The organism is Bradyrhizobium sp. 160 (assembly GCF_023073735.1).
Classification (GTDB): domain Bacteria; phylum Pseudomonadota; class Alphaproteobacteria; order Rhizobiales; family Xanthobacteraceae; genus Bradyrhizobium.
This window is the reverse complement of sequence record NZ_JADPKD010000015.1, coordinates 1-24,192: the sequence shown is the minus strand read 5'-3', so window position 1 is coordinate 24,192 and position 24,192 is coordinate 1. Positions and strand designations below refer to the sequence as shown.

General features: G+C 63.1%; 17 protein-coding genes and 1 tRNA gene. 2 read left to right on the top strand and 16 right to left on the bottom strand.

Features of this window, described 5'->3' with window-relative positions:
* Positions 1 to 6: 6 nt before the first annotated feature.
* From rpsG to IVA98_RS08260, 14 genes are all read right to left on the bottom strand, one after another.
* The gene (gene rpsG / locus IVA98_RS08325; protein WP_035709569.1) at positions 7 to 477 is read right to left on the bottom strand and encodes a 30S ribosomal protein S7; all 471 of its coding nucleotides are present in this window, start codon (positions 475 to 477) and stop codon (positions 7 to 9) included.
* Between the two features lie 15 nt (positions 478 to 492).
* Positions 493 to 864, bottom strand: coding sequence for a 30S ribosomal protein S12 (gene rpsL, locus IVA98_RS08320; protein ID WP_007603006.1), 372 nt, complete (start codon positions 862 to 864; stop codon positions 493 to 495).
* A gap of 891 nt (positions 865 to 1,755) precedes the next feature.
* Positions 1,756 to 3,780, bottom strand: a complete 2,025-nt coding sequence (locus IVA98_RS08315; RefSeq protein ID WP_247337590.1) for an ABC transporter ATP-binding protein — start codon at positions 3,778 to 3,780, stop codon at positions 1,756 to 1,758.
* Positions 3,781 to 3,911: 131 nt separating this feature from the next.
* Complete coding sequence (locus IVA98_RS08310; protein ID WP_247337588.1) at positions 3,912 to 5,972, bottom strand: FAD-dependent oxidoreductase; 2,061 nt, start codon at positions 5,970 to 5,972, stop codon at positions 3,912 to 3,914.
* Positions 5,973 to 6,164: 192 nt separating this feature from the next.
* Positions 6,165 to 10,361 (bottom strand): DNA-directed RNA polymerase subunit beta', encoded by a 4,197-nt coding sequence (rpoC, locus tag IVA98_RS08305; protein WP_247307074.1) that lies wholly within the window; start codon positions 10,359 to 10,361, stop codon positions 6,165 to 6,167.
* Positions 10,362 to 10,489: 128 nt separating this feature from the next.
* Entirely contained in the window at positions 10,490 to 14,608 is a 4,119-nt protein-coding gene (gene rpoB, locus IVA98_RS08300) for a DNA-directed RNA polymerase subunit beta (RefSeq protein WP_247337586.1), read from the bottom strand.
* A 480-nt stretch (positions 14,609 to 15,088) separates the two neighbouring features.
* Complete coding sequence (rplL, locus tag IVA98_RS08295) at positions 15,089 to 15,466, bottom strand: 50S ribosomal protein L7/L12 (protein WP_124157674.1); 378 nt, start codon at positions 15,464 to 15,466, stop codon at positions 15,089 to 15,091.
* Positions 15,467 to 15,520: 54 nt separating this feature from the next.
* Positions 15,521 to 16,039 carry a 50S ribosomal protein L10 gene (gene rplJ, locus IVA98_RS08290; protein WP_247279356.1) on the bottom strand — a complete coding sequence of 173 codons (519 nt, stop codon included), beginning with the start codon at positions 16,037 to 16,039 and terminating at the stop codon, positions 15,521 to 15,523.
* A 585-nt stretch (positions 16,040 to 16,624) separates the two neighbouring features.
* Positions 16,625 to 17,578 (bottom strand): 2-hydroxyacid dehydrogenase, encoded by a 954-nt coding sequence (locus tag IVA98_RS08285; protein ID WP_247337585.1) that lies wholly within the window; start codon positions 17,576 to 17,578, stop codon positions 16,625 to 16,627.
* 101 nt (positions 17,579 to 17,679) lie between these two features.
* Positions 17,680 to 18,372 carry a 50S ribosomal protein L1 gene (rplA, locus tag IVA98_RS08280; RefSeq protein ID WP_018647230.1) on the bottom strand — a complete coding sequence of 231 codons (693 nt, stop codon included), beginning with the start codon at positions 18,370 to 18,372 and terminating at the stop codon, positions 17,680 to 17,682.
* A gap of 6 nt (positions 18,373 to 18,378) precedes the next feature.
* Complete coding sequence (rplK, locus tag IVA98_RS08275) at positions 18,379 to 18,807, bottom strand: 50S ribosomal protein L11 (protein ID WP_012045056.1); 429 nt, start codon at positions 18,805 to 18,807, stop codon at positions 18,379 to 18,381.
* 132 nt (positions 18,808 to 18,939) lie between these two features.
* Entirely contained in the window at positions 18,940 to 19,494 is a 555-nt protein-coding gene (gene nusG, locus IVA98_RS08270) for a transcription termination/antitermination protein NusG (RefSeq protein WP_018647229.1), read from the bottom strand.
* Positions 19,494 to 19,685, bottom strand: a complete 192-nt coding sequence (gene secE / locus IVA98_RS08265) for a preprotein translocase subunit SecE (RefSeq protein WP_027564420.1) — start codon at positions 19,683 to 19,685, stop codon at positions 19,494 to 19,496. Before secE ends, nusG begins: the two co-directional genes overlap by 1 nt.
* A 258-nt stretch (positions 19,686 to 19,943) precedes the next feature.
* Positions 19,944 to 20,019 (bottom strand) — tRNA-Trp (locus tag IVA98_RS08260).
* Between the two features lie 150 nt (positions 20,020 to 20,169).
* Here IVA98_RS08260 and IVA98_RS08255 point away from each other — a divergent pair.
* A complete protein-coding gene (locus tag IVA98_RS08255) occupies positions 20,170 to 21,393 on the top strand; it encodes a serine hydrolase domain-containing protein (RefSeq protein WP_247337583.1) in 1,224 nt (407 codons plus the stop codon).
* Positions 21,394 to 21,511: 118 nt separating this feature from the next.
* On the opposite strand, the gene IVA98_RS08250 is transcribed toward IVA98_RS08255, so the two are convergent.
* Both IVA98_RS08250 and IVA98_RS08245 read right to left on the bottom strand, forming a co-directional pair.
* Positions 21,512 to 22,279, bottom strand: a complete 768-nt coding sequence (locus tag IVA98_RS08250; protein ID WP_247307067.1) for an SDR family NAD(P)-dependent oxidoreductase — start codon at positions 22,277 to 22,279, stop codon at positions 21,512 to 21,514.
* Between the two features lie 70 nt (positions 22,280 to 22,349).
* Positions 22,350 to 23,048: a histidine phosphatase family protein gene (locus tag IVA98_RS08245; protein ID WP_247307066.1), complete on the bottom strand. Its 699-nt coding sequence runs from the start codon at positions 23,046 to 23,048 to the stop codon at positions 22,350 to 22,352.
* A gap of 133 nt (positions 23,049 to 23,181) precedes the next feature.
* Between IVA98_RS08245 and IVA98_RS08240 the strand changes: the two genes are divergently transcribed.
* Complete coding sequence (locus tag IVA98_RS08240) at positions 23,182 to 23,967, top strand: SDR family NAD(P)-dependent oxidoreductase (RefSeq protein ID WP_247337582.1); 786 nt, start codon at positions 23,182 to 23,184, stop codon at positions 23,965 to 23,967.
* Positions 23,968 to 24,192: the final 225 nt, after the last annotated feature.

Genomic DNA, 24,192 nt, shown 5'->3' with positions numbered 1-24,192 from the left:
TCGCCGTTACCAGCGATAGTGCGAGAAGGCGCGGTTGGCTTCCGCCATGCGGTGCACGTCTTCGCGCTTCTTGACGGCGTTCCCCCGGTTGTTCGACGCATCCAAAAGCTCCGCCGAGAGCCGCTCGGTCATCGTCTTCTCGTTGCGCTCGCGCGCGGCCGCGATCAGCCAGCGAATGCCCAGAGCCTGCCGGCGGGTCGAGCGAACCTCGACCGGAACCTGGTAGGTCGCGCCGCCGACGCGGCGGGAACGCACTTCGATCGTCGGCATGACGTTCTCGAGCGCCTGCTCGAACACGCCAAGCGGGTTCTGCTTGGTCTTGGTTTCGATGATACCGAACGCACCGTAGACGATGCCCTCGGCGACCGACTTCTTGCCGGCATACATCACCGAGTTCATGAACTTCGTGACGATGATGTTCCCGAACTTCGGATCGGGAAGGACTTCACGCTTTTCAGCAGAATGGCGACGAGACATGGACGAGGTTCCCGCTTACTTCGGACGCTTGGCGCCGTACTTCGAACGACGCTGCTTACGGTTCTTGACGCCCTGGGTATCCAGAACGCCGCGGAGGATGTGGTAGCGCACGCCGGGCAAGTCCTTGACGCGGCCGCCGCGGATCATGACCACCGAGTGCTCCTGGAGGTTATGACCTTCGCCGGGGATGTAGCCGATCACCTCGAAGCCGTTGGTCAGGCGCACCTTGGCGACCTTACGAAGCGCCGAGTTCGGCTTCTTCGGAGTGGTGGTGTAGACGCGGGTGCAAACACCACGCTTCTGCGGCGACTGCTGCAGCGCCGGCACCTTCTTGCGCGACTTCTGCACTTCCCGCGGTTGAGCGATCAGCTGGTTGATCGTCGGCATCCTGGCCTTACCCTTTGTTCTGCCGCGGCCCCTTCCGGGTCCGCTGTCTTGCCGCGGCCCGTTGCCGGGACCGCAAATTCTTTCGAGCTACCGGCCCGACGGAGCCGCCTTGCGCAGATCAATCCGCACAAAGCGAAATTGCGCCAACCGCTCCATCACCGAGCGGAAAGCGCTTCGACGCCACAGAGGACCGCAGTATTGGACCGGTCAGCACAATGCCGTGGCCCGCGCACTGAGGTCATGCATCCGAGTTCGATCTCATGAGAACGTGCTCAAGAGAACTAAAATCGCACTGGCATTGCCTAGCTATGATCGACAGCGTTTGAGCGGCATTCGTCGAGGTTGGTGCCCGCCTTGGCGACCCCCTGAGGGATCAAACGGGTGGCCCGTTCCGACGCTGGCGATGCTCACCGCCTGTCGTTAAGTGAGGCGCTTTCTATAAGTGAGAATCGATCAAGTCAAGGTGAAACGACAGTCACAAAGCGCTTCAGGCGCCTGCAGAAATAGCCCCTCGGCCACCTCACCGCCCCTGCCTGACATGGGAATGAAGCGCTCGATTTGCTAGGTCCGAAGACAATTATACCCGGACTAAATGTAGCTTTATTACCAAAGTGAGCGTGTTTTCCCGCCCACACACCAATCCGCTGGCTCGTGGCAGGCTTTCCAGCCTTCCGAGGCTTGCCACGATGCCCCGTCTCGCCTGAATTTTCGGCTGGCGTTGGTCGAGCCGCAAGGGGCCGGCGCGGCCAATCCAAGCGCCGAAAATCTGCGGCTTCGCGTCGGCCGAACGCCGTGCATCAGGGAATCACCGACTCGGTGCCGGGGTCCGCGTTCTTGGGCGAGGCGACATGGATCGCGCACGGCGATTCCTTTGCAGCCGAACGACCCCGGTCACTCCTCCTCGTCGTCCTCATCGTCCTCGAGGTCTTCATCCTCGTCATCATCGTCGCTGCCGTCGTCGGCGTAAGCCACCGCGCCATGGGGCTGGTGGACCTGGTCGTTCCACAGCTTGCGATAGGTGCCGTTGCCGGCGAGCAGCTCGGCATGGGAGCCGCGCTCAATCGCCTTGCCCCCTGATATCACGATGATCTCGTCCATCTCGACCACCGAGGTCAGGCGGTGGGTCGACCAGATCATGGTGCGGCCCTTGGCGACCTTCAGCAGCGTGCGGTTGATCGCGGCTTCCGTGGTCTGGTCGAGCGCCGAGGTGGCTTCATCCAGCAGCAGCACCGACGGATTACGGATGATCGCGCGCGCAATCGCGATGCGCTGGCGCTGGCCGCCCGAAAGCGTATCGCCGCGCTCGCCGACCGGGGTGTCGTATCGCTGCGGCAGGCCCATGATGTAGCGGTGGATCTCGGCCTTCTTGGCCGCCTCCTCCACCTCCTCATCGGTTGCGCCCTCCTTGCCGAGCCGGATGTTCTCGCGGATCGACATGTTGAACAGCATGTTCTCCTGAAACACCACCGCCATGCTCCGGCGCAGCGAATCCAGCGTCACCTTGCGGACGTCGACGCCGTCGATGGTGAGGCGGCCTTCGTCGGGCACGTAGAGCCGGAGGATCAGATTGAGCAGCGTGCTCTTGCCGGAGCCGGACGGACCGACGATGGCAATGCGCTTGCCGGCATTGAGCTTGAGGCTGAGATTGTCCAGCACCGGCGTCTGGCTGCCTTCGTATTGGAACGTCACACGGTCGAAGGTGATGTCGTGGGTGATGCGTGGCAGGTCGGGCGCGCCGGGGCGATCGGCGCCGCGCGTCGGTTCGTCGAGCAGTTCCTGAATGTGCCGGATCGCGGCGGCCGAGGAGATCGACACCGGGATGAAATGCATCACATGGGCGATGTTGTAGGAGACCTCCCAGAACGCGCTCTCGAAGGTGACGAAGGTGCCGATCGTGATCTGGCCCTTGGTCGCCAGATATGCGCCGATCGCGAGCACGACCAGGTGCAGGAGCAGCACCGAGATGGTGACCGTCCGCTCCACCATGGTCGACAGGAACGCGGCGGAGGCGATCTTGTTGCGCGTCTCGTCGTTGCGGAAGGTGAAGAAGCCGAACATCTTGCGCTGCAGGCTGAACGCCTTGATCACGGCCTGGGCCGCCACGTTCTCCTGCACCATGCCGAGCAGCGCACTCTCGTTGAGCTTCTGCTCGTAATTGGCCTGCACCGCCTTCGGAGTGAGGATGCGCGGGCCGATCAGCGTGATCGGGAACACCAGCAGCGCGACCGCCGCGAGCTGCCAGTTCAGGAACACCATCAGGATGATGCCGGCGATCAGTTCCAGGAACGGCAGCGCTGCGCTATTGGCAAAGGTCTTGACCGAACCTTCGAAGGCCGAGAGATCGACGGAAAAGCGCGACAGGATCTCGCCGCGCTTGGTGCGGCCGAAATAGGCGGCCGGCAGATCCTGGACGTGCTCGAACAGGCGTTTGCGCACATCGGAAATGATGCAGGCAGCGAGCCGCGCGTCCCAGCGCTCGTACCAGACCGCGACGATCGAGGTGAAGATGCCGGCGACCGCGAGCACGCCGAGGATCTTGTAGAGAGCCTGGAAGTCCTCCTCGCCGAGCGCGTCGTCGATGAGGTACTTCAGGCTGAGCGGCATGATGACGTTGAACAGCGTCTCGACCAAGACGCCGAACGCCACGAATGACAGCATGCGCTTGTAATTGGTCAGATAGGGCCTGACGAACCCGACGATGGTGGCGAGCGCGCCGGCAGCCTCGCGCGCAGTAAAGATGACGAGATCCTCGTCCTCATCGTCCTCATCGAGCTCCAGCTCATCCTTCCCCTTGCCTTCGTCTTCCTCATCGTCCTCGAGGTCCGGCTTGGCGCTGGGGGCGAGCTTGTCGTCGCGCTCGGCCGCCTCTTCCGCGGCGGGCTTCTGTTTGTCGGGCGAGAGGGGCTTGGACGCCATGAAACCAACCGATGCTGACGGCCGGCATGACCGCAGAGAAAGCAGGAATAGCGGCAACCGCTATTGCACCGATTCTATGCGATCAAGATGAATTCGGCAAAACAATTGGCAGATCCGGGGGGCGCGGCTTGCTAGTCGTCGTCCTCGTCCTTGACCTTGTCGAAGAAGGAATAGCGCAAGCTGTCAGCGTCGGCATACCACTGGCCCGGCCCCTTGTTGGCGGCGAGCGTGGCCTCCCAGAGCGCATCGGTGCAGTCCTTGCGGTGCATCGACAGATCGAAGCCGTTGCCGAAGAACAGTTCGGACCATTCCCACCAGGTGCCGAGCTTCTTGACCCCGCGCAGCAGGTCGTAGCGGTCGATCAGTGCCGGCGCCATGTCCGAGGTGATCGAGCCGAACACGACGCCGGTCTTGACCACACGATTCAGCTCGCGGATCGCGCGGGCCACCTGTTTCGGGGAAACGTGGCAGAGGCTGGTCTCGAACACGAAGTCGAACGCACCCTCCTTGAACGGCATGTCTGTGATCGAGCCGAGCTTGTTGTACTTCTTCAGTGCCTTCGGCGTCTTGGCATGAATGGCGCGGTTGTTCTCGATTCCCCATGCATCGATGCCGCGATCGCGCAGTGCACCGACCAGCTCGCCGCTGGCGGAGCCCGCGACCAGCAGCTTGGCGCCCTTCGCCTCGCCCCAGACGATGCCGACCAGCTTGGTGAGATAATCGGGATCGGTGAAGTGGCGCCACGCCTCGTGATAGGGACCGAGGCCGCGATAGTTCTCGAAATAATCGCGGTCGATCTTGTCGGAGCGCGGCTTGTCCTCCTGCGCGCGCTCGCGGCGCAGCCGCATCATCTCGGTCAGAATGATGTCGGTCGCCGCATCCGAGGAGTCGAGCAGACCGTTCAACGTCGAGTCAAACAGATAGTCGCCGACCACGACGATGCCGGGATGCTCCTTCGGCTCGGGCCGGTGATTGGTCATCACGTCGCGCACCGGCAGACCGCCCGGCAACGCGTTCACCGACGACAGCCAGCGGTGGATCTTGCCTTCCATGAAATGCGAACGCGCGTTGCCGAGGAATGCCGGCAGCGATTTCAGCGCCGCGTCGATCAGCTCCTGGTCCGACAGATTGGCAAAGGCCAGCGCGTCAGAGCCGGCAATGAGCCAGTTCAAGACGCCATGCTTGCCGACGTCATGGCGCGCGCCCTCGTTGTAGACGCAGCAGCCGCCGAAGGCCTCCGACATGAACCAGGCGCCGGAAATCTTCTCGCCCCAGAACGGCTCGTCGAACAGGATCGAGACGCGCAGGTAATGCGCGGGGCGGTCGAAGTAAGAGACGTGCTTGACCATCGACTTGCGCAGCTGCTCGCCTTCCCAGCCGACGGTGGCGAGCCAGGAATGCGGCAGGCACATCAGCACGAGATCGAAATCGCGCGTCTCGGGGCCCCTGCCGTTCATCATCTTGAGCTGGTAGCGACCGGTCGGCGCCTTGCCGACGGTGAGCACCCGGTGGTTGAGCTGAATGTCGGCATTGACTTCCGACTGCAGGCACTCGATCAGCTGCTCGTTGCCGTTCTGGATGGAATAGAGGCCGATATAGCCGTCGACGTCCATCAGATAGTTCTTGAGCGCATTGAGGCCGTTGGTGTTGTGGCTCTCGGTCGCAATGTCCGAGCGCGCCATGACCTTGAAGAAACGCTTTGCCGTCTCGTCCTCGACCTCCTCGTCGAGCACCTGCTCGGCGGTCTTGTAGGCCCAGGGGTTCTCGTTGTCGTGCGCGCCGACGCCCTCGTAATATTCGATCGGCGACATCACCTCGGTACAGCGCTTGCGGAATGCTTCGATCGCGGCCGCGGTCTTGGCGCCGAATTTACGGCGCATGCCCGCGACGTCGTTGAGGAGCTCGCCGCCGAACTGCACCTGCTCGGCATCCATCGGAATGGTCTGCAGCCCGAAATGCTGGATCAGCTCGCGCAGCGGATCGGGGCCGGTCATCGAGTAGTCGTAGATCTCGGCCACGCCGGCCTCGTACATCGCGGGCGCAGAATCGAATTTGCGCGTGACGATCTTGCCGCCGAGCCGATCGGATGCCTCGAAGATGGTGACGCGGCAGAGGTCGCCGAGCTTGCGCTTCAGATACCAAGCGCTCATCAGCCCGCCGGGGCCGCCGCCTACGATTGCAAGATCAAGCATGTGAGTTCCGTGGTCTCCGGCCCTGCCCCCGACACGGGACCACCGGCCTAAGCTCTCCTAGCAGAAGCGCTTTTGCGGCTGAAGGAAAGATGAACAAGAGCTGATCCCGCATCGCAATAAACAGGGAAAGCAGCAAAAAGGCCGGCAAAAGCCGGCCTTTTCATTGTCCTCGGTATTCCTACGGATGAAGCATCATTCCGCCGGCGGCAGCGCCATCGGCTCCGCTTCTGGGGCCGGCGACACGACGGCCGCCTGCTTCTCGCGCTCGTCGAGGATCAGCTTGTCGCGCTTCATGGCGACTTCGCGGATCTTGGCCATGGAGGCGCCGGTGCCTGCCGGGATCAGCCGGCCGACGATGACGTTCTCCTTGAGACCCTCGAGCGGATCGATCTTGCCGTTGACCGCCGCTTCCGTGAGGACGCGGGTGGTCTCCTGGAACGAGGCAGCCGAGAAGAACGAGCGGGTCTGGAGGCTCGCCTTGGTGATGCCGAGCAGAACCGGCGTTCCCGTGGCGGGCTTCTTGCCCTCTTCCCTGGCCTTCTCGTTCAGCGCGTCGAACTCGATCTTGTCGACCTGCTCGCCCGAGATCATGTCCGTGTCGCCCTGGTCGGTGACTTCCACCTTCTGGAGCATCTGGCGAACAATCACCTCGATGTGCTTGTCGTTGATGAGCACGCCCTGGAGCCGGTAGACCTCCTGGATCTCGTTGACCAGATAGGCCGCGAGTTCCTCGATGCCCTTGATCGCCAGGATGTCGTGCGGCGCCGGGTTGCCTTCCACGATGAAGTCGCCCTTTTCGACGACGTCGCCGTCCTGAAGGTGGATGTGCTTGCCTTTCGGGATCAGGTACTCGCGCGGCTCCTCGGTCTTGTCCATCGGCTCGATCGAGATGCGACGCTTGTTCTTGTAGTCGCGGCCGAACCGGATGGTGCCCGCGATCTCGGCGATGATCGCCGCATCCTTCGGACGCCGTGCCTCGAACAGCTCCGCCACCCGCGGCAGACCGCCGGTGATGTCGCGCGTCTTGGCGCTTTCGGTCGAGATACGGGCGAGGATGTCGCCCGGCTGAACCTTGGCTCCGATGTCGACCGAGAGAATGGCGTCGACCGACAGCATGTAGCGGGCATCGCCGCCACGGGCGAGCTTGAGCACCTTGCCGTCCTTGCCCTTGACCACGATGGCCGGACGTAGGTCCGAACCGCCGCGGGTCGAACGCCAGTCGATGACCACGCGCTTGGCGATGCCGGTGGCCTCGTCCAGCGTTTCCGAGATCGACTGTCCTTCGACCAGATCCTCGAAGCCGATGGTGCCCTCGACCTCGGTGAGGAGCGGACGGGTATAGGGATCCCACTCGACGATGCGCTGGCCGCGCTTGACGTTGTCACCCTCGTCGACGTGCAGGCGCGAGCCGTACTGGATACGGTGCGTCGCACGCTCGGTACCGTCGGCATCGACGATCGCCACCACCATGTTGCGCACCATCGCGATCAGGTGACCTTCGCTGTTGCGGGCGATGGCCTTGTTCCTGATCACGATCTTGCCGTCGAAGTTAGCTTCGACGAAGGACTGCTCGTTGAGCTGCGCCGCACCGCCAATGTGGAAGGTGCGCATGGTGAGCTGGGTGCCCGGCTCGCCGATGGACTGCGCCGCGATGACGCCGACCGCTTCGCCGTGGTTGACCGGCGTGCCGCGGGCGAGATCGCGGCCGTAGCACTTACCGCAGATGCCGTTGACGAGCTCGCAGGTCAGTGCCGAGCGGATCTTCACCTCCTGCACGCCACCCTGCTGGATGGCATCCAGATGGCTCTCTTCCATCAGCGTGTCGCGCTTGATGATCACCTTGCCCGAGCTGTCACGCACGTCTTCGCAGGCCGTGCGTCCGAGGATGCGCGAACCGAGCGAGGCGACCACGGTGCCGGCATCGACGATGGCACGCATCTTGATGCCGAGCTTGGTGCCGCAGTCGCTCTGCGTGATGATGCAGTCCTGCGCCACGTCGACCAGACGACGGGTCAGGTAGCCGGAGTTCGCGGTCTTCAACGCGGTGTCCGCGAGGCCCTTGCGGGCGCCGTGGGTCGAGTTGAAGTACTCGAGCACCGAGAGGCCTTCCTTGAAGTTCGAGATGATCGGCGTCTCGATGATCTCACCCGACGGCTTGGCCATCAGGCCGCGCATGCCGGCGAGCTGGCGCATCTGGGCCGGCGAACCGCGGGCACCGGAGTGAGCCATCATGTAGATCGAGTTGATGTCGGCGTCGGCTCCGCTCGCCGTCTTCTTGGTGGCGGAGATCTCCTTCATCATCGCCTTGGCGATTTCTTCCGTGGCCTTCGACCAGGCGTCGACGACCTTGTTGTACTTCTCGCCATGAGTGATCAGGCCGTCGTTGTACTGCTGCTCGAAATCCTTCGCCAGCGTACGGGTAGTATCGACGATCTTCCACTTGCCGTGCGGCACGACCATGTCGTCCTTGCCGAACGAGATGCCGGCCTTGAACGCGTTGTAGAAGCCGAGCGCCATGATGCGGTCGCAGAAGATCACCGTCTCCTTCTGGCCGCAATGACGGTAGACCTGGTCGATCACGCCCGAGATCTCGCGCTTGGTCATCAGCTTGTTGATGATCTCGTACGAGATCCGCGGATTCTTCGGCAGCAGATTGCCCAGCATCACGCGGCCGGCGGTGGTCTCGATCCAGCGCCTGGAGACCTTGCCGGTCTCGTCCATGCCTTCCCACCGATACTTGATCTTGGTGTGGAGGTGGATGACCTTGGCGTGTAGCGCGTGCTCGAGCTCGGCCATGTCGCCGAAGACCTTGCCCTCGCCGGGCAGGCCTTCGCGCATGATCGAGACGTAGTACAGACCCAGCACGATGTCCTGCGACGGCACGATGATCGGCTGGCCGTTCGCCGGATGCAGGATGTTGTTGGTCGACATCATCAGCACGCGCGCTTCCAGCTGCGCTTCGAGCGACAGCGGAACGTGCACGGCCATCTGGTCGCCGTCGAAGTCGGCGTTGAACGCGGAGCAGACCAGCGGGTGCAGCTGGATCGCCTTGCCCTCGATCAGCACGGGCTCGAACGCCTGGATGCCGAGGCGGTGCAGCGTCGGTGCGCGGTTGAGCAGCACCGGATGCTCGCGGATCACCTCGTCCAGGATGTCCCAGACCTCGGGCCGCTCCTTCTCGACCAGCTTCTTGGCCTGCTTCACGGTGGTGGACAGACCCTTGGCGTCGAGCCGCGAATAGATGAACGGCTTGAAGAGCTCGAGCGCCATCTTCTTCGGCAGGCCGCACTGATGCAGACGCAGCTCGGGACCGACCACGATCACCGAACGACCCGAATAGTCGACGCGCTTGCCGAGCAGGTTCTGACGGAAGCGACCCTGCTTGCCCTTGAGCATGTCGGCGAGCGACTTCAGCGGGCGCTTGTTGGCGCCGGTGATGACGCGGCCGCGGCGGCCGTTGTCGAACAGCGCATCGACCGCTTCCTGAAGCATGCGCTTCTCGTTGCGGATGATGATGTCGGGCGCGCGCAGCTCCATCAGCCGCTTCAAGCGGTTGTTGCGGTTGATGACGCGGCGGTAGAGGTCGTTGAGGTCCGAGGTCGCAAAGCGGCCGCCGTCCAGCGGCACCAGCGGACGCAGGTCCGGCGGGATCACCGGGACCACGGTCATGATCATCCATTCCGGCTTGTTGCCGGAATGGCGGAACGCTTCCACGATCTTCAGGCGCTTGGCGAGCTTCTTGTGCTTGATGTCGGAGTCGGTCTCCTGCATCTCGAGGCGCAACGAGGCCTCGAGCTTCTCGAGGTCCATGCCCTTGAGCAGCTCGCGGATCGCTTCCGCGCCGATCATGGCGGTGAAGGAATCCTGGCCGTACTCGTCCTGCGCCTTCAGATACTCGTCTTCCGACAAGAGCTGACGGTCCTTCAGCGCGGTGAGGCCCGGCTCCAGCACGACGTAATATTCGAAGTAGAGGATCCGCTCGAGATCCTTCAGCGTCATGTCCAGCAGGAGGCCGATGCGCGAGGGCAGCGACTTCAGGAACCAGATATGGGCGACGGGGGCTGCGAGCTCGATATGGCCCATGCGCTCGCGCCGGACGCGCGACAGCGTCACCTCGACCGAGCACTTCTCGCAGATGATGCCCTTGTACTTCATGCGCTTGTACTTGCCGCACAAGCACTCGTAATCCTTGATCGGCCCGAAGATGCGGGCGCAGAACAGGCCATCGCGCTCGGGCTTGAAGGTACGGTAGTTAATGGTCTCCGGCTTCTTGATCTCGCCGTAGGACCAGGACAGAATCTTCTCTGGAGACGCGATCGAGATCCGGATCTGGTCGAAGACCTGAGCCGGCGTCGTCGGGTTGAAGAGATTCATAATTTCTTGGTTCATCGTCTTCTCCTCGCGTGCCGGTCGCCTCCGGCCGCAAATTCGAAAATCACTTAGCGGGGCGCCCTGCCCTCAAGGCCTCAGGCGGGGCGCCAATGCCCGGCCGCGAAGGCCGGGCACGACAGGTCGAATTACTCGGCCGCTTCCGACGTCGGCGCCGGTCCCATCTTGGAGTTGTGCAGGTCGACGTTGAGGCCGAGCGAGCGCATTTCCTTGACCAGCACGTTGAACGATTCCGGAATACCGGCCTCGAACGTGTCGTCGCCGCGCACGATCGCCTCGTACACTTTGGTGCGGCCGGCGACGTCGTCCGACTTCACCGTCAGCATCTCCTGGAGCGTGTACGCCGCGCCGTAAGCCTCGAGCGCCCACACCTCCATTTCGCCGAAGCGCTGGCCGCCGAACTGCGCCTTGCCGCCCAGTGGCTGCTGGGTGACGAGCGAGTACGGACCGATCGAACGCGCGTGGATCTTGTCGTCGACGAGATGGTGCAGCTTGAGCATGTAGATGTAGCCGACCGTCACCTTGCGATCGAACGGATCGCCGGTACGGCCGTCATAGACGGTCGACTGCCCCGAAGCGTCGAGACCGGCGAGCTTCAGCATCTCCTCGATGTCGGCTTCCTTGGCGCCGTCGAACACCGGCGTCGCAATCGGCACGCCGCGGCTCAGATTGTGGCCGAGCTCGATCAGTTCGCTGTCGTTGAGCGACTTGATCGTCTCGTCCTCGCCATAGACCTTCTTCAAGGTTTCCTTCAGCGGCTTGATGTCCTGCTTCGACAGGTAAGCATCGACCGTCTGGCCGATCCGCTTGCCGAGGCCGGCACAGGCCCAGCCGAGATGGGTCTCGAGAATCTGTCCGACGTTCATGCGCGAGGGCACGCCCAGCGGATTGAGCACGATGTCGGCATGCGTGCCGTCTTCGAGGAACGGCATGTCCTCGATCGGCACGATCTTGGACACCACGCCCTTGTTGCCGTGGCGACCGGCCATCTTGTCGCCGGGCTGGATCTTGCGCTTCACCGCGACGAACACCTTGACCATCTTCATCACGCCGGGCGGCAATTCGTCGCCGCGCTGAAGCTTCTCGACCTTGTCGAGGAAGCGCTGTTCCAGCCCCTTCTTCGACTCGTCGTACTGCTTCCGCATGGCCTCGATCTCGGCCATCAGCTTGTCGTTCGGCGAAGCGAACAGCCACCACTGCGACTTCGGGTACTCCTCGAGCACCGCACGGGTGATCTTGGTGTCCTTCTTGAAGCCCTTCGGACCGGCGATGCCCTGCCGCCCTTCGAGCAGCTCGGCAAGACGGTTGTAGACGTTGCGGTCGAGGATCGCCTGCTCGTCGTCGCGGTCCTTGGCCAGACGCTCGATCTCTTCCCGCTCGATCGCCAGCGCACGCTCGTCCTTGTCGACGCCGTGACGGTTGAACACGCGCACTTCGACGATGGTGCCCTGCACGCCCGGAGGAACGCGCAGCGAGGTGTCGCGAACGTCGGAAGCCTTCTCGCCGAAGATGGCGCGCAGGAGCTTCTCTTCCGGCGTCATCGGGCTTTCACCCTTCGGCGTGATCTTGCCCACCAGGATGTCGCCGGCGCGCACTTCCGCACCAATGTAGACGATACCGGCTTCGTCGAGGTTCTTCAGCGCTTCTTCCGAGACGTTCGGAATGTCGCGGGTGATTTCCTCGGGCCCGAGCTTGGTGTCGCGGGCCATCACCTCGAACTCCTCGATGTGGATCGAGGTGAAGACGTCTTCCTTCACGATCCGTTCGGAGAGCAGGATCGAGTCTTCGAAGTTGTAGCCGTTCCACGGCATGAACGCGACCAGCACGTTGCGCCCCAGAGCGAGCTCGCCGAGATCGGTCGAGGGACCGTCGGCGATGATGTCGCCCTTCTTGACGACGTCGCCGACCTTCACCAGCGGACGCTGGTTGATGCAGGTCGACTGGTTGGAGCGCTGATACTTCATCAGCCGGTAGATATCGACGCCCGACTTGGTCGGATCGAGATCTTCGGTGGCGCGGATGACGACGCGGGTCGCGTCGATCTGGTCGATCACGCCCGAACGGCGCGCCGCGATCGCGGCACCCGAGTCACGCGCAACCACGCCTTCCATGCCGGTGCCGACGAACGGCGCCTCGGCGCGAACCAGCGGCACCGCCTGGCGCTGCATGTTCGAGCCCATCAGCGCGCGGTTGGCGTCGTCGTTCTCGAGGAACGGGATCAGCGCCGCGGCCACCGAAACGAGCTGCTTCGGCGACACGTCCATGTAGTCGACCTTGTCGGGCGTCACCGGCAAGACTTCGCCGGCGTGACGACAGACCACGAGGTCTTCGGTGAAACGGCCCTTCGGGTCGAGCGGCACGTTGGCCTGCGCGACCGTGTAGCGGCCCTCCTCCATCGCCGAGAGGTACACGACCTCGTCGGTGACTCGGCCGTCCTTGACCTTGCGGTACGGCGTCTCGACGAAGCCGTACTTGTTCACGCGCGCGAAGGTCGCGAGCGAGTTGATCAGGCCGATGTTCGGGCCTTCCGGCGTCTCGATCGGGCAGATGCGGCCGTAATGCGTCGGATGCACGTCGCGCACCTCGAAGCCGGCACGCTCGCGGGTCAGACCGCCCGGTCCGAGCGCCGACAGGCGTCGCTTGTGGGTGATCTCGCTGAGCGGGTTGGTCTGGTCCATGAACTGCGAGAGCTGCGAGGAGCCGAAGAACTCGCGCACGGCGGCGGCCGCCGGCTTGGCGTTGATCAGGTCCTGCGGCATCACCGTGTCGATGTCGACCGAGGACATGCGCTCCTTGATCGCGCGCTCCATGCGCAGGAGGCCGATGCGGTACTGGTTCTCCATGAGCTCGCCGACCGAACGCACGCGGCGGTTGCCGAGATGGTCGATGTCGTCGATCTCGCCCTTGCCGTCGCGCAAATCCACCAGCGTCTTGATGACGGAGAGGATGTCTTCCTTGCGCAGGGTACGCTGAGTATCGGGCGCATCGAGGTCGAGGCGCATGTTCATCTTGACGCGGCCGACCGCGGAGAGGTCGTAGCGCTCGGCGTCGAAGAACAGCGACTGGAACATGGCCTGCGCCGATTCCAGCGTCGGCGGCTCGCCCGGACGCATGACACGGTAGATGTCGAACAGCGCGTCCTCACGCGTCATGTTCTTGTCGGCCGAGAGCGTGTTGCGAATGTAGGGGCCGACATTGACGTGGTCGATGTCGAGCAGCGGCAGCTCCTTGTAGCCCTGCTCGTTGAGCGCCTTCATCAGCTTGTCGGTGATTTCCTCGCCGGCTTCAGCGTGGATCTCGCCCGTCTTCGGATTGACGAGGTCTTCGGCGACGTAGTTGCCGACCAGTTCCTCATCGGCCATGCGCAGCGCCTTCAGCCCCTTCTCTTGGAGCTGGCGGGCGGCACGGACGGTGAGCTTCTTGCCGGCCTCGAGCACGACCTTGCCGGTATCGGCGTCGACCAGATCGTTGACGGTCGAGTAGCCGCGGAAGCGATTGGCGTCGAACGGAACGCGCCAGCCTTCCTTGGTCCGCTTGTAGAGGATCTTCTTGTAGAACGTGGACAGGATCGCCTCGCCGTCGAGGCCGAGCGCGAACATCAGCGACGTCACCGGAATCTTGCGGCGACGGTCGATACGCGCATAGACGATGTCCTTGGCGTCGAACTCGATGTCGAGCCAGGAGCCGCGGTACGGGATCACGCGGGCGGCGAACAGCAGCTTGCCCGAGGAATGGGTCTTGCCCTTGTCGTGGTCGAAGAACACGCCGGGCGAACGGTGCATCTGCGAGACGATGACGCGCTCGGTGCCGTTGACGATGAAGGTGCCGTTCATCGTCATGAGCGGGATGTCGCCCATGTAGACGTCCTGCTCCTTGATGTCCTTCACCGACTTCGCGCCGGTTTCCTCGTCGATATCGAATACGATGAGGCGCAGCGTTACCTTGAGCGGAGCCGCGAAGGTCATGCCGCGCTGGCGGCACTCGTCGACGTCGTATTTCGGCTGCTCGAACTCGTAGCGGACGAATTCCAGCATCGAGGTGCCCGAGAAGTCGGAGATCGGAAACACCGAGCGGAACACCGCCTGCAGACCCTCGTCAAGACGGCCGCCCGGCGGTTCGTCGACCATCAGGAACTGGTCATACGACGCCTTCTGAACCTCGATGAGGTTCGGCATCTCGGCGACTTCCTTGATGTGTCCGAAGAACTTGCGAACGCGTTTGCGACCGGTGAATGTCTGCTGCGCCATCGTGGCCTCTCATTTCGTCGCCCGCTTGGGCGCGCCGTCCGGAACGCGGCTGCCGCCGCTCCCGGGTTGAATTTTTTCGAACCCGTCTTGGGGGCCAGAAGCTCAGTTCAGGCGGGAATGTCCTGAATCTGTTCTTCAGACCTTCAAAACGCAAAACGACGCGCGGGGCGCAGAAGCGCGCCCGCCCGTCACAACGATTGTCTTCACGGACTGCAAAAGCCCGAAATAGCCTGCTCTCCCAACGGCTTACAGGGAAATCCGTCCCTGCCCACCGCGCTTTCGTGCTGCCGACCCGATATGGGGCGACAATAGTGGAGATTCGAGGGGTAAACCCTCAAATCCCCACACTTTTTCGTGTTCGGCCTGCGTCGGGACGTTCCGTCGCACGCCTTTTGCATCCGGCTCACCCCTTTGATGAGGAGCGGACCAAGACCCCGGGTCGCGCTGATGCTCGCCCGGGACCTCACCAGCAAGCTGCGCTTACTTGAGCTCGACCTTGGCGCCAGCCTTCTCGATCTGCGCCTTGATCTTCTCGGCTTCTTCCTTGTTCACGCCTTCCTTCAGCGGCTTCGGAGCACCCTCGACGAGGTCCTTTGCTTCCTTCAGGCCGAGACCGGTGATGGCGCGGACTTCCTTGATGACCTCGATCTTCTTGTCGCCAGCGCTGGCGAGAACGACCGTGAACTCGGTCTTCTCTTCCGCCGGAGCGGCAGCGGCGCCGCCAGCGGCCGGGCCAGCCACGGCGACAGCCGCGGCAGCCGAAACACCCCACTTCTCTTCGAGGAGCTTCGCGAGTTCGGCAGCTTCGAGCACGGTGAGGCTCGAGAGGTCGTCAACGATCTTCTGCAAGTCAGCCATTGTTCAGTTTCCTTACGTGTAAGTCTGGTTCGGGTTTGAGTTTTGCGAAGGGCGTCAGGCCGCTTCGCCCTTTGAGGCATGAGCCTGGATGACGCGCGCGAGCTTGCCCGCGGGCGCGTTGGCGAGCTGAGCGAGCTTGGTCGCCGGGGCCACGATGAGGCCGACGATCTTGCCGCGCAGTTCGTCAAGCGACGGCAGCGAGGCAAGCGCCTTCACCCCGTCGACATTCAGGACGGTCTTGCCCATCGAGCCGCCGACGATGACGAACTTTTCGTTCGCCTTGGCGAATTCGATGGCGACCTTTGGCGCCGCTACCGGATCGTTGGAAGTCGCGATCACGGTCGGCCCCTTCAGCATGGGGCCGATGGCAACGACGTCAGTGCCTTCAAGAGCAATTTTGGCGAGACGGTTCTTCGAGACCTTCACCGAGGCGCCAGCCTGCTTCATCTGCGTGCGCAGCTTCTGCATCTGGGCAACGGTGAGGCCGGAATATTGAGCAACGATCGCGACGCTCGTGGTCTTGAAGACCTCGTTGAGCTGTTCGACCGCTTCCTTTTTTGCCGCTCGTTCCACAGCAAGCTCTCTCCGGTTGGCGGTCATCGCGAGAAGCGGGACCGCCGGGTTGCACCCATCCTCCCGCCCAAACCTGAACCTCCGGGCCAAACCCATCGGACACGCCGGGCAAGACGACAATTCAAAGCCTGCCCTCCGGGAGCCCATGAGGCCCACGGCGTGTCGAGGTCCGAACCAGACCCCGTTTCGCGAAACCAGTTTGAAGCTGGGGCGCGAAGTGAAATCCGGTCTTCACCCGTCTATGCAGGCCATGCGATTAAGCCGTTGAGAAATCGAAATTCCCCGCGGGCGCCTGCAGTCTTGGACAGGACAAGGTCAGCCGGCGAACCGTCCGACCTCTGTCCGCATTCCACCAAATGAAGGGCTCTCTTTCCTTGTCCGGAAAATCCTTACGGACGTCCTGGAAAGGAATGATCTCCTGTCGTGTCGGGTTTTCGGAATGCGAGCACGAACGCGCCAGCCGAGGTCGGCACGTCCGGAAGCGGCTCTTTAACCGCTCGGAGCCGGCTTGCCAAGAGCAAAATTCACACCAGTTCCAATCCGTTGCCGCAAGCGTTTGACCAATTAGGGCAGAGAAGGATCGCTTCAGGCCTTTTTGACCTCATAGGGCAGCGGCCTGCCATCGAAAAATGCGGTCAGGTTGGCCAGCACGCAATTCTGCATGGCGACGTGCGATTCGAGGGTATGGCCGCCGAGATGAGGGGCGAGCACCACATTGGGCAGCGCGGTCAGCGCGTCGGGCGCGTGCGGTTCCCTCTCATAGACGTCGAGGCCGGCGCCGGCGATGGTCTTGTCCGTCAGCGCCGCGACCAGGGCCTTCTCGTCGATGACCGAGCCGCGGGAGATATTGACGACATACCCGTCCGCGCCAAGGCGCCTCAGGATGTCGGCGCTGACGACGTGCTGGGTCTCGGCTCCGGCCCGGACCGCAATCATCAGCACGCTGCACCAGTCGGCGAGTTCTTCCAGTGACGGGAAATATTGATATGGCAAATCGTATTTGGTGCGGCTGAAATAGCCGACTTCACTCTCGAAAGCGGCGCAGCGCGCCGCGATCTTGCGGCCGATCTCACCCATGCCGTAGACGCCGATGCGGCGGCCGGGCATGCCCGTCTGTGGCCGCATCATCGGCGAGGGTTTTGACGCCGCCCAATCGCCGCTGCGGACATATTGGTCGGCAACCAGGATCCGCCTCGTCGTCGCCAGCATCAGGGTCATCGCAATATCGGCGACCGAAGCTGCGTTGGCGCCCGGACTGTGGCCGACCGCAACCTTGCGCGCGGCGGCCGCCTCCAAGTCGACGCCGTCATAGCCGGTGCCGTAGCAGACAATCGCACCGAGCTTGGGAAACAGGTCCATCGCCTCCGCTCCCAGCGGGGTGCCGCCTGCCGTCAGTACCGCGCGGATGCCGCCGAGCTCGTCAGCCGAAAACACCTCGCGCGCGGGCTTGCCGCCAGTGTCGAGCAGTTCGAAGCGCTCGGCGAAACGCACCATCATCGTCTTGGGAAAGCGGGAGTAGATCAGGACCTTGTCAGCCATTGTTCTTGTTTCCCGTGAACGCGGTCACAAACGACGAGGGGCGGAATCGGTTGCCCAATTCCGCCCCTCATGGATTTTGCAAATCTCAGCCGAGGCAAGCCCTAGCCGAGGATGGTGCCCGGCTCGACCTTCACGCCGGGGCCCATCGTCGAGGACACCGCAACGCGCTGGATGTAGGTGCCCTTGGAGCCGGCCGGCTTCGCCTTGGAGACGGCGTCTGCCAGGGCCTTGATGTTCTCAACCAGCTTCTCCTCGGAGAACGACGCCTTGCCGACGCCGGCCTGCAGGATGCCGGCCTTCTCCACACGGAACTCGACCGAGCCACCCTTGGCACCCTTCACCGCGCCGGTGACATCCATGGTCACGGTGCCGATCTTCGGGTTCGGCATCAGGCCGCGCGGGCCGAGCACCTTACCGAGGCGGCCGACCAGCGGCATCATGTCGGGGGTTGCAATGCAGCGGTCGAAATCGATCGAGCCGTTCTGCACCTTCTCGACCAGGTCCTCGGCGCCGACGACGTCAGCACCCGCCGCCTTGGCCTCGTCGGCCTTGGCGCCACGGGCGAACACGCCGACGCGGAGCGTACGGCCGGTGCCGTTCGGCAGGGTCACGACGCCGCGAACCATCTGGTCGGCGTGACGCGGATCGACGCCGAGATTGATCGCGACCTCGATGGTCTCGTCGAACTTCGCCTTGGCGCGTTCCTTGACCATCTTGATGGCGTCCGCGAGCGGGTAAAGCTTTTCGCGGTCAATACCTTCGCGGGCTTTGTTCAAACGCTTTCCGATTGCCATGACCGCTTACCCCGCAACTTCCAGACCCATCGAACGGGCGGAGCCCTCGACCATCTTCATGGCCGATTCGATGCTGTCGCAATTCAAGTCCTTCATCTTCTTCTCGGCGATCTCGCGCACCTGCGCCTTGGTCACCTTGCCCGCCTTGTCACGGCCCGGCGCCTTCGAGCCGGACTGGATCTTGGCGGCCTGCTTGAGGAAGTAGGACATCGGCGGCGTCTTCATCTCGAAAGTGAAGGAACGGTCCGCATAGATGGTAATGACCACCGGGATTGGGGTGTTCTTCTCTTCCTTCTGGGTCTGCGCGTTGAACGCCTTGCAGAACTCCATGATGTTGAGACCGCGCTGACCGAGCGCGGGACCGATCGGGGGCGAAGGATTCGCCGCACCGGCCGGGACCTGAAGCTTCAGGTATCCGGTCACTTTCTTTGCCATGTATCACTCCTGTTGTGCCGGCATATCCGCCGGCGGTTTCAGGTTCGTGGTCTGGGTCGGATGCGGCTGGCAACCGCCCTCTCCCTCCCACGGCCTCTTGCTGCGCAAGACCGAAGTCTCACGCCTACCCGGTCAGACCTTCTCGACCTGACCGAATTCCAGTTCGACCGGCGTGGCGCGGCCGAAGATCGACACCGCGACCTTCACGCGCGAGCGCGCCTCGTCGATTTCCTCGACCACACCCGAGAACGAGGCGAACGGGCCGTCGGCAACGCGCACGTTCTCGCCGATTTCGAACGAGACCGACGCCTTCGGCCGTTCCACGCCCTCCTGCACCTGATGCAGGATGCGCATAGCCTCGGCTTCCGAGATCGGCATCGGCTTGTTCTCGGCGCCGAGGAATCCCGTCACCTTCGGCGTGTTCTTGATCAGATGGAACGCCTCGTCGGTCAGCTTCATCTTCACCAGCACATAGCCGGGGAAGAACTTGCGCTCGGCGTCGATCTTGCGGCCGCGGCGCACTTCCGTGACCTTCTCGGTCGGCACCAGTACCAGCTCGAACAGCTCCTCGAGCCCGCGCTGCTTGGCCTGCTCGCGGATCGATTCGGCGACCTTCTTCTCGAAGTTCGAATAGGCGTGGACGATGTACCAGCGCTTGTCGGACACTTGAGCGGTTGCTGTTGCCATCAGTGGATGCCCAGAAGGAAGGTGATGAGGTAACGGATGATCTGGTCTGCGGCGAAGAAGAAGACCGAGGCCACGGCGACCATGACGAACACCATGATGGTGGTGATCGTGGTCTCACGACGGGTCGGCCAGGTGACCTTGGCGGTCTCCGAGCGCACTTCCTGCAAGAACTTGAACGGGCTGACTGCCATCGTTTGATGTCCAACGTCCGTCGCAAGACGGCTACTGATTTCAAAGGGATCCGAACAGCCGCCTTTGGCCCAGCCCTCGTCTGAAGGATGAGCCGGAAACCGGGCTCGATTGTTCGGGGATTCAAAGCCGCGCCGGAAATCCGCGTCTAACGGGCCGGCTGCGAGTGCGGGGTAAATACTGCGGATGGGGCCAAAGGTCAAGATATGGGGACGGCTTGCGCCGCAAGCGAGCGGATCGAGCCGCCTAATTGATTTTGCTGGCAGGAGTGGCAGGGCTCGAACCTGCGACCCCCGGTTTTGGAGACCGGTGCTCTACCAATTGAGCTACACTCCTACAGACCCCGCGTCGCCTTAGGATCAGGGCCGCTTTCAAGCACAGGGGACGGCCGGTTTGCAAGGGTGAACCGCGCCGGCTTCGCTTGTTTGTGCCGGGGTTTTGGGGCCACAGTCCATTCCAGATAATCAAGAGCAACCGGGAGCGCCCATGACCGCCACAGCCGCCCAACACGCCACGATCGCGCCGCAGACCCCGCCTCTGCCGGAAGCCCGCCCCGAGACGCTCGGGCTGTCGCGTCCCCGCCTCCGGGCCATGTCGGACGCATTCAAGCGCGAGATCGACAAGGGAACCGTTCCCGGCGTCACCGTGCTGGTGGCCCGCCGCGGCGAAATCGGCTGGTTCGAGGCGCTAGGACGGCAGAGCCCGGCGGGTGCGGCGCCGATGGCGCGCGATTCGATCTTCCGGATCTTCTCGATGACCAAGCCGATTGTCTCGGTCGCTATCATGGCGCTGATCGAGGATGGCCATCTCCTTCTCAGCGACGCGGTCGCCAAGTTCATTCCGGAGTTCGCCGAGCAAAAGGTCGGCGTGGTCAGCGGCGGCCGGCTCGACCTGGTTCCGCCGAGGCGGCCGATGACGGTGCAGGACCTGCTCCGTCACACCTCGGGCCTGACCTACGAGCACCAGGGCGACGGCCCCGTGCACAAGCTCTACCAGGAGTCCCGCGTCCGCAGCCGCAAGATCACCAATGCCGAGCACGCCGCGCTGGTGGCGAGCTTTCCGTTGATCTGCCATCCCGGCGACGAGTTCAACTACAGCCGCTCCACCGACATCCTCGGCCGCATCATCGAAGTCGTCAGCGGCAAATCGCTCGGCGCGTACCTTGCCGAACGCGTCCTCGCGCCCTTGCAGATGGCCGAGACCGGCTTTGCGACGTCCGAGACCAATGCCGGCCGCCTCGCCGAACCGTTCGCGGCCGATCCCTGGACCGGCGACAAGGTCGCGCTCTTCAACATGCTCGAGCAGCCGGTGATGCAGTCCGGTGGCGGCGGGCTGGTCTCGACCACGATGGATTATGCCCGCTTCTGCCTGATGCTGCGCAACGGCGGCACGCTCGACGGCAACAGGATCATCGGCCGCAAGACGCTGGAGCTGATGGCGTCCGATCATCTCGGGCCGCATGTTGCAACAAATGGCACGCTGCTGTCGCCCGGCCACGGCTTCGGTCTCGGCTTTGCCGTGCGCCGTGAGGCCGGCATTGCGCCCTTCCCCGGCAGCATAGGCCAGTATTTCTGGAGCGGCATTGCGGGCACGTTCTTCTGGATCGATCCGAAGGAGGATCTGTTCGCGGTGTTCATGAGCCAAGGCCCAGGCCAACGCGACTATACGCGCACGCTGGTGCGGGATCTGGTTTACGCGGCGGTGGAGTGACCCGAAGGGTCATTCCGGGTTCGATGCAAAGCATCGAACTATGGTGCGCAATTGCGCACCTTGAGAATCTCGAGATCCCGGGTTCACGCTTCGCGTGCCCCGGGATGACGCCAAAGCTTCAACTGATCGTCGCGCCGCCGTCGATCACCATGGTCTGCCCGGTCATGAAGTCGCCGGCCGCAGAGCCCAGGAACACCGCCGCGCCCGCGATCTCGTCGGGCATGCCGATGCGCAAGAGAGGCGAGCGCGAGGTCGAGGCTTTCAGATTCTCCGGATTGTCCCAAAGCGCTTTCGCAAAATCGGTCTTGATCAGGCCGGGCGCGATGCAGTTCACGCGGATATTGTGCTTGCCGTATTCGCAGGCGAGATTGCGCGCGAGCTGCATGTCGGCGGCTTTCGAGATCGCGTAGGCACCGAGGATGGTCGAGCCCTTGAGGCCGCCGATTGACGAGACGATGATGATCGAGCCGTCCTTGCGCTCGATCATCTGCGGCACCACCATCGAGATCAGCCAATTGTTGGCGACGATATTGTTGTCGAGGATTTTTCTGAACTGATCGTCGGAGATGCCGGCGAGCGGACCGTAGTACGGGTTCGACGCCGCGTTGCAGACCAGCACGTCGATCTTGCCGAAAGCGCGGTTGCTCTCGTCGACGAGGTTTTGCAGATTCTCTTTTGAGGAGATGTTGGCGGCGATCGCGACCGCGGTGCCCTTGCCGAATCTATCGTTGATGCTATTGGCCACCTGCTCGCAAACGTCGGCCTTGCGCGAGGAGATCACCACCTTGGCGCCGTGCTCGGCCATGCGCTCGGCGATCGCGAGCCCGATGCCGCGGGTCGAGCCGGTGATGACGGCAACTTTCCCCTTCATGTCGAACAAGGTCATGTTTCTCTCCCAGAGTATGATTTGACTTGGCTTTGAACCTTACGCCGCAGGCGCGCGGCGGGACAACGGCTCACGCAAGCTTCTTGACTTCCGGTCCCGCAGGCTGGTGCATCGCTGCGTGCGCAGCATCGGCGATCCACGGCTGCTGGTTCACCATCGGCAACCGCCAGACCGTGCGCTCGGGGCTTGCGAAATGATCGAGCCGCGTCACCGAGCAATTGTCGATATCGAATGCGAGTCCCTGCTCCGGCAAGCCGCCGAGCGCAAGGCCGACGGCCGCCTTGATGGTGCCACCATGCGCGACCGCGATGATGTCCTGCCCGGCCGCTTCCACATTGATCCGTTCGATGGTGCGTCGCGTGCGATTATAGAGGTCCATGAAACTTTCGCCGCCGGGCGCAGGCTCATTGATGTCGGCGAACCAGCTGGCGCCGACGGGGCGGCTCGCGATGAACTCGGCGCGGTTCATGCCCTGCCAACGGCCGAGATTCTGCTCGGCGAGATCCGCTTCCCATTTCATCGACGCAGGCCGTGGAAAGCCTGTTGCCCAGATCGCCGCGGCCGTCTGATGTGTGCGCATTAGATTGCTCGAATACCAGACTGCGTTGCGTGGCAGCACCTTGGCAACAGCGTTGAATACATAGGTGTCGCTGATGTCGCAGGCGATGTCGGACTGGCCGTAGATGTTGCCGCCGTCATTGCGCACCGGCGCGTGCCGGACCCACCACCACCGTGTCGTGACCACATTCGGCCTGTCTGCGCCTGCCATCGAAACCCTTCCATCCCGCGTTATGTCGCTGTACGTCAGTAGCGAACGTGTCTCAAGACACTTTGCCGTTTGAAATGTTGTTTGAAATTCCGTCGCGCGGCAAGGGCCGCGTGCGAGCCAAAGGGAGAAGCGCATGGGCCGCTTGCAAGGCAAATCCGTCATCATCACCGGCGCCGGCAGCGGCATCGGCCGCGCCGCTGCGCTGCTTTTCACCAGGGAAGGCGCAAAGCTCATCGCCGTCGATCGCACCGAAGCGGTGAAGGAGACCGTCGAGGAGGTCAAGAAGGCCGGCGGCATCGCGGAAGCCATGATCGCGGATGCCGGCTCCGAGACGGACGTCGTCGCGATGATCGACAAGGCGGTGAAGGCGCACGGCCGGCTCGACGTGATCTGGGCCAATGCCGGCGTCTCGGGCGGGCTCATCCCGCTCGCCGAGCAGACGGTGGAGCACTGGCAGGAGATTTTGCGCGTCAACCTCATCGGGCCCTTCCTCGCCGTGAAATACGCGATGCCGCACATGGTCAAGCAGCAGTCCGGCGCGATCGTGCTGACGGCGTCCGTCGCCGGCCTCAAGGCCGGCGCCAGCGGACATCCCTATGCGGCGAGCAAGGCGGGCGTGATCAGCCTGGTGCAGACCACAGCCTATTCGCTCACCGGCACCGGCGTGCGCATCAACGCGGTGTGCCCCGGCCTGATCGAGACCGGCATGACCAAACCGATCTTCGACCGCGCCAAGGAGCGCGGCACTCAAGACAAGATCGGCCAGCTCAACCCGCTCAAGCGTCCCGGCCAGCCGCACGAGCTCGCGGCGATGGGACTGTTTTTGGCCAGCGACGAGGCCTCGTACGTGAATGGTCAGGCATTCCCGGTCGACGGCGGCCTGACGGCATCGATGCCGTATACGGGCAAGCCGGTTTAACAAGAACCCGGAGTTTTTGCGCACAGCTGGCTCAACGTCGTCTTTGCGAGCCAACGGGTCCGCGCGAAGCGCGGTCCGGTGACAGGCTCCGCGAAGCAATCCAGAATCTTTCCGCGGATACATTTTTGGATTGCTCACATGGGGGTTTGGTGTGTCAAGATTTATGATCAGCTCTTTGTTCGATTGCAGGCCAGCTCTTCGTCCCGACCGTGGGATCTTTCGGAA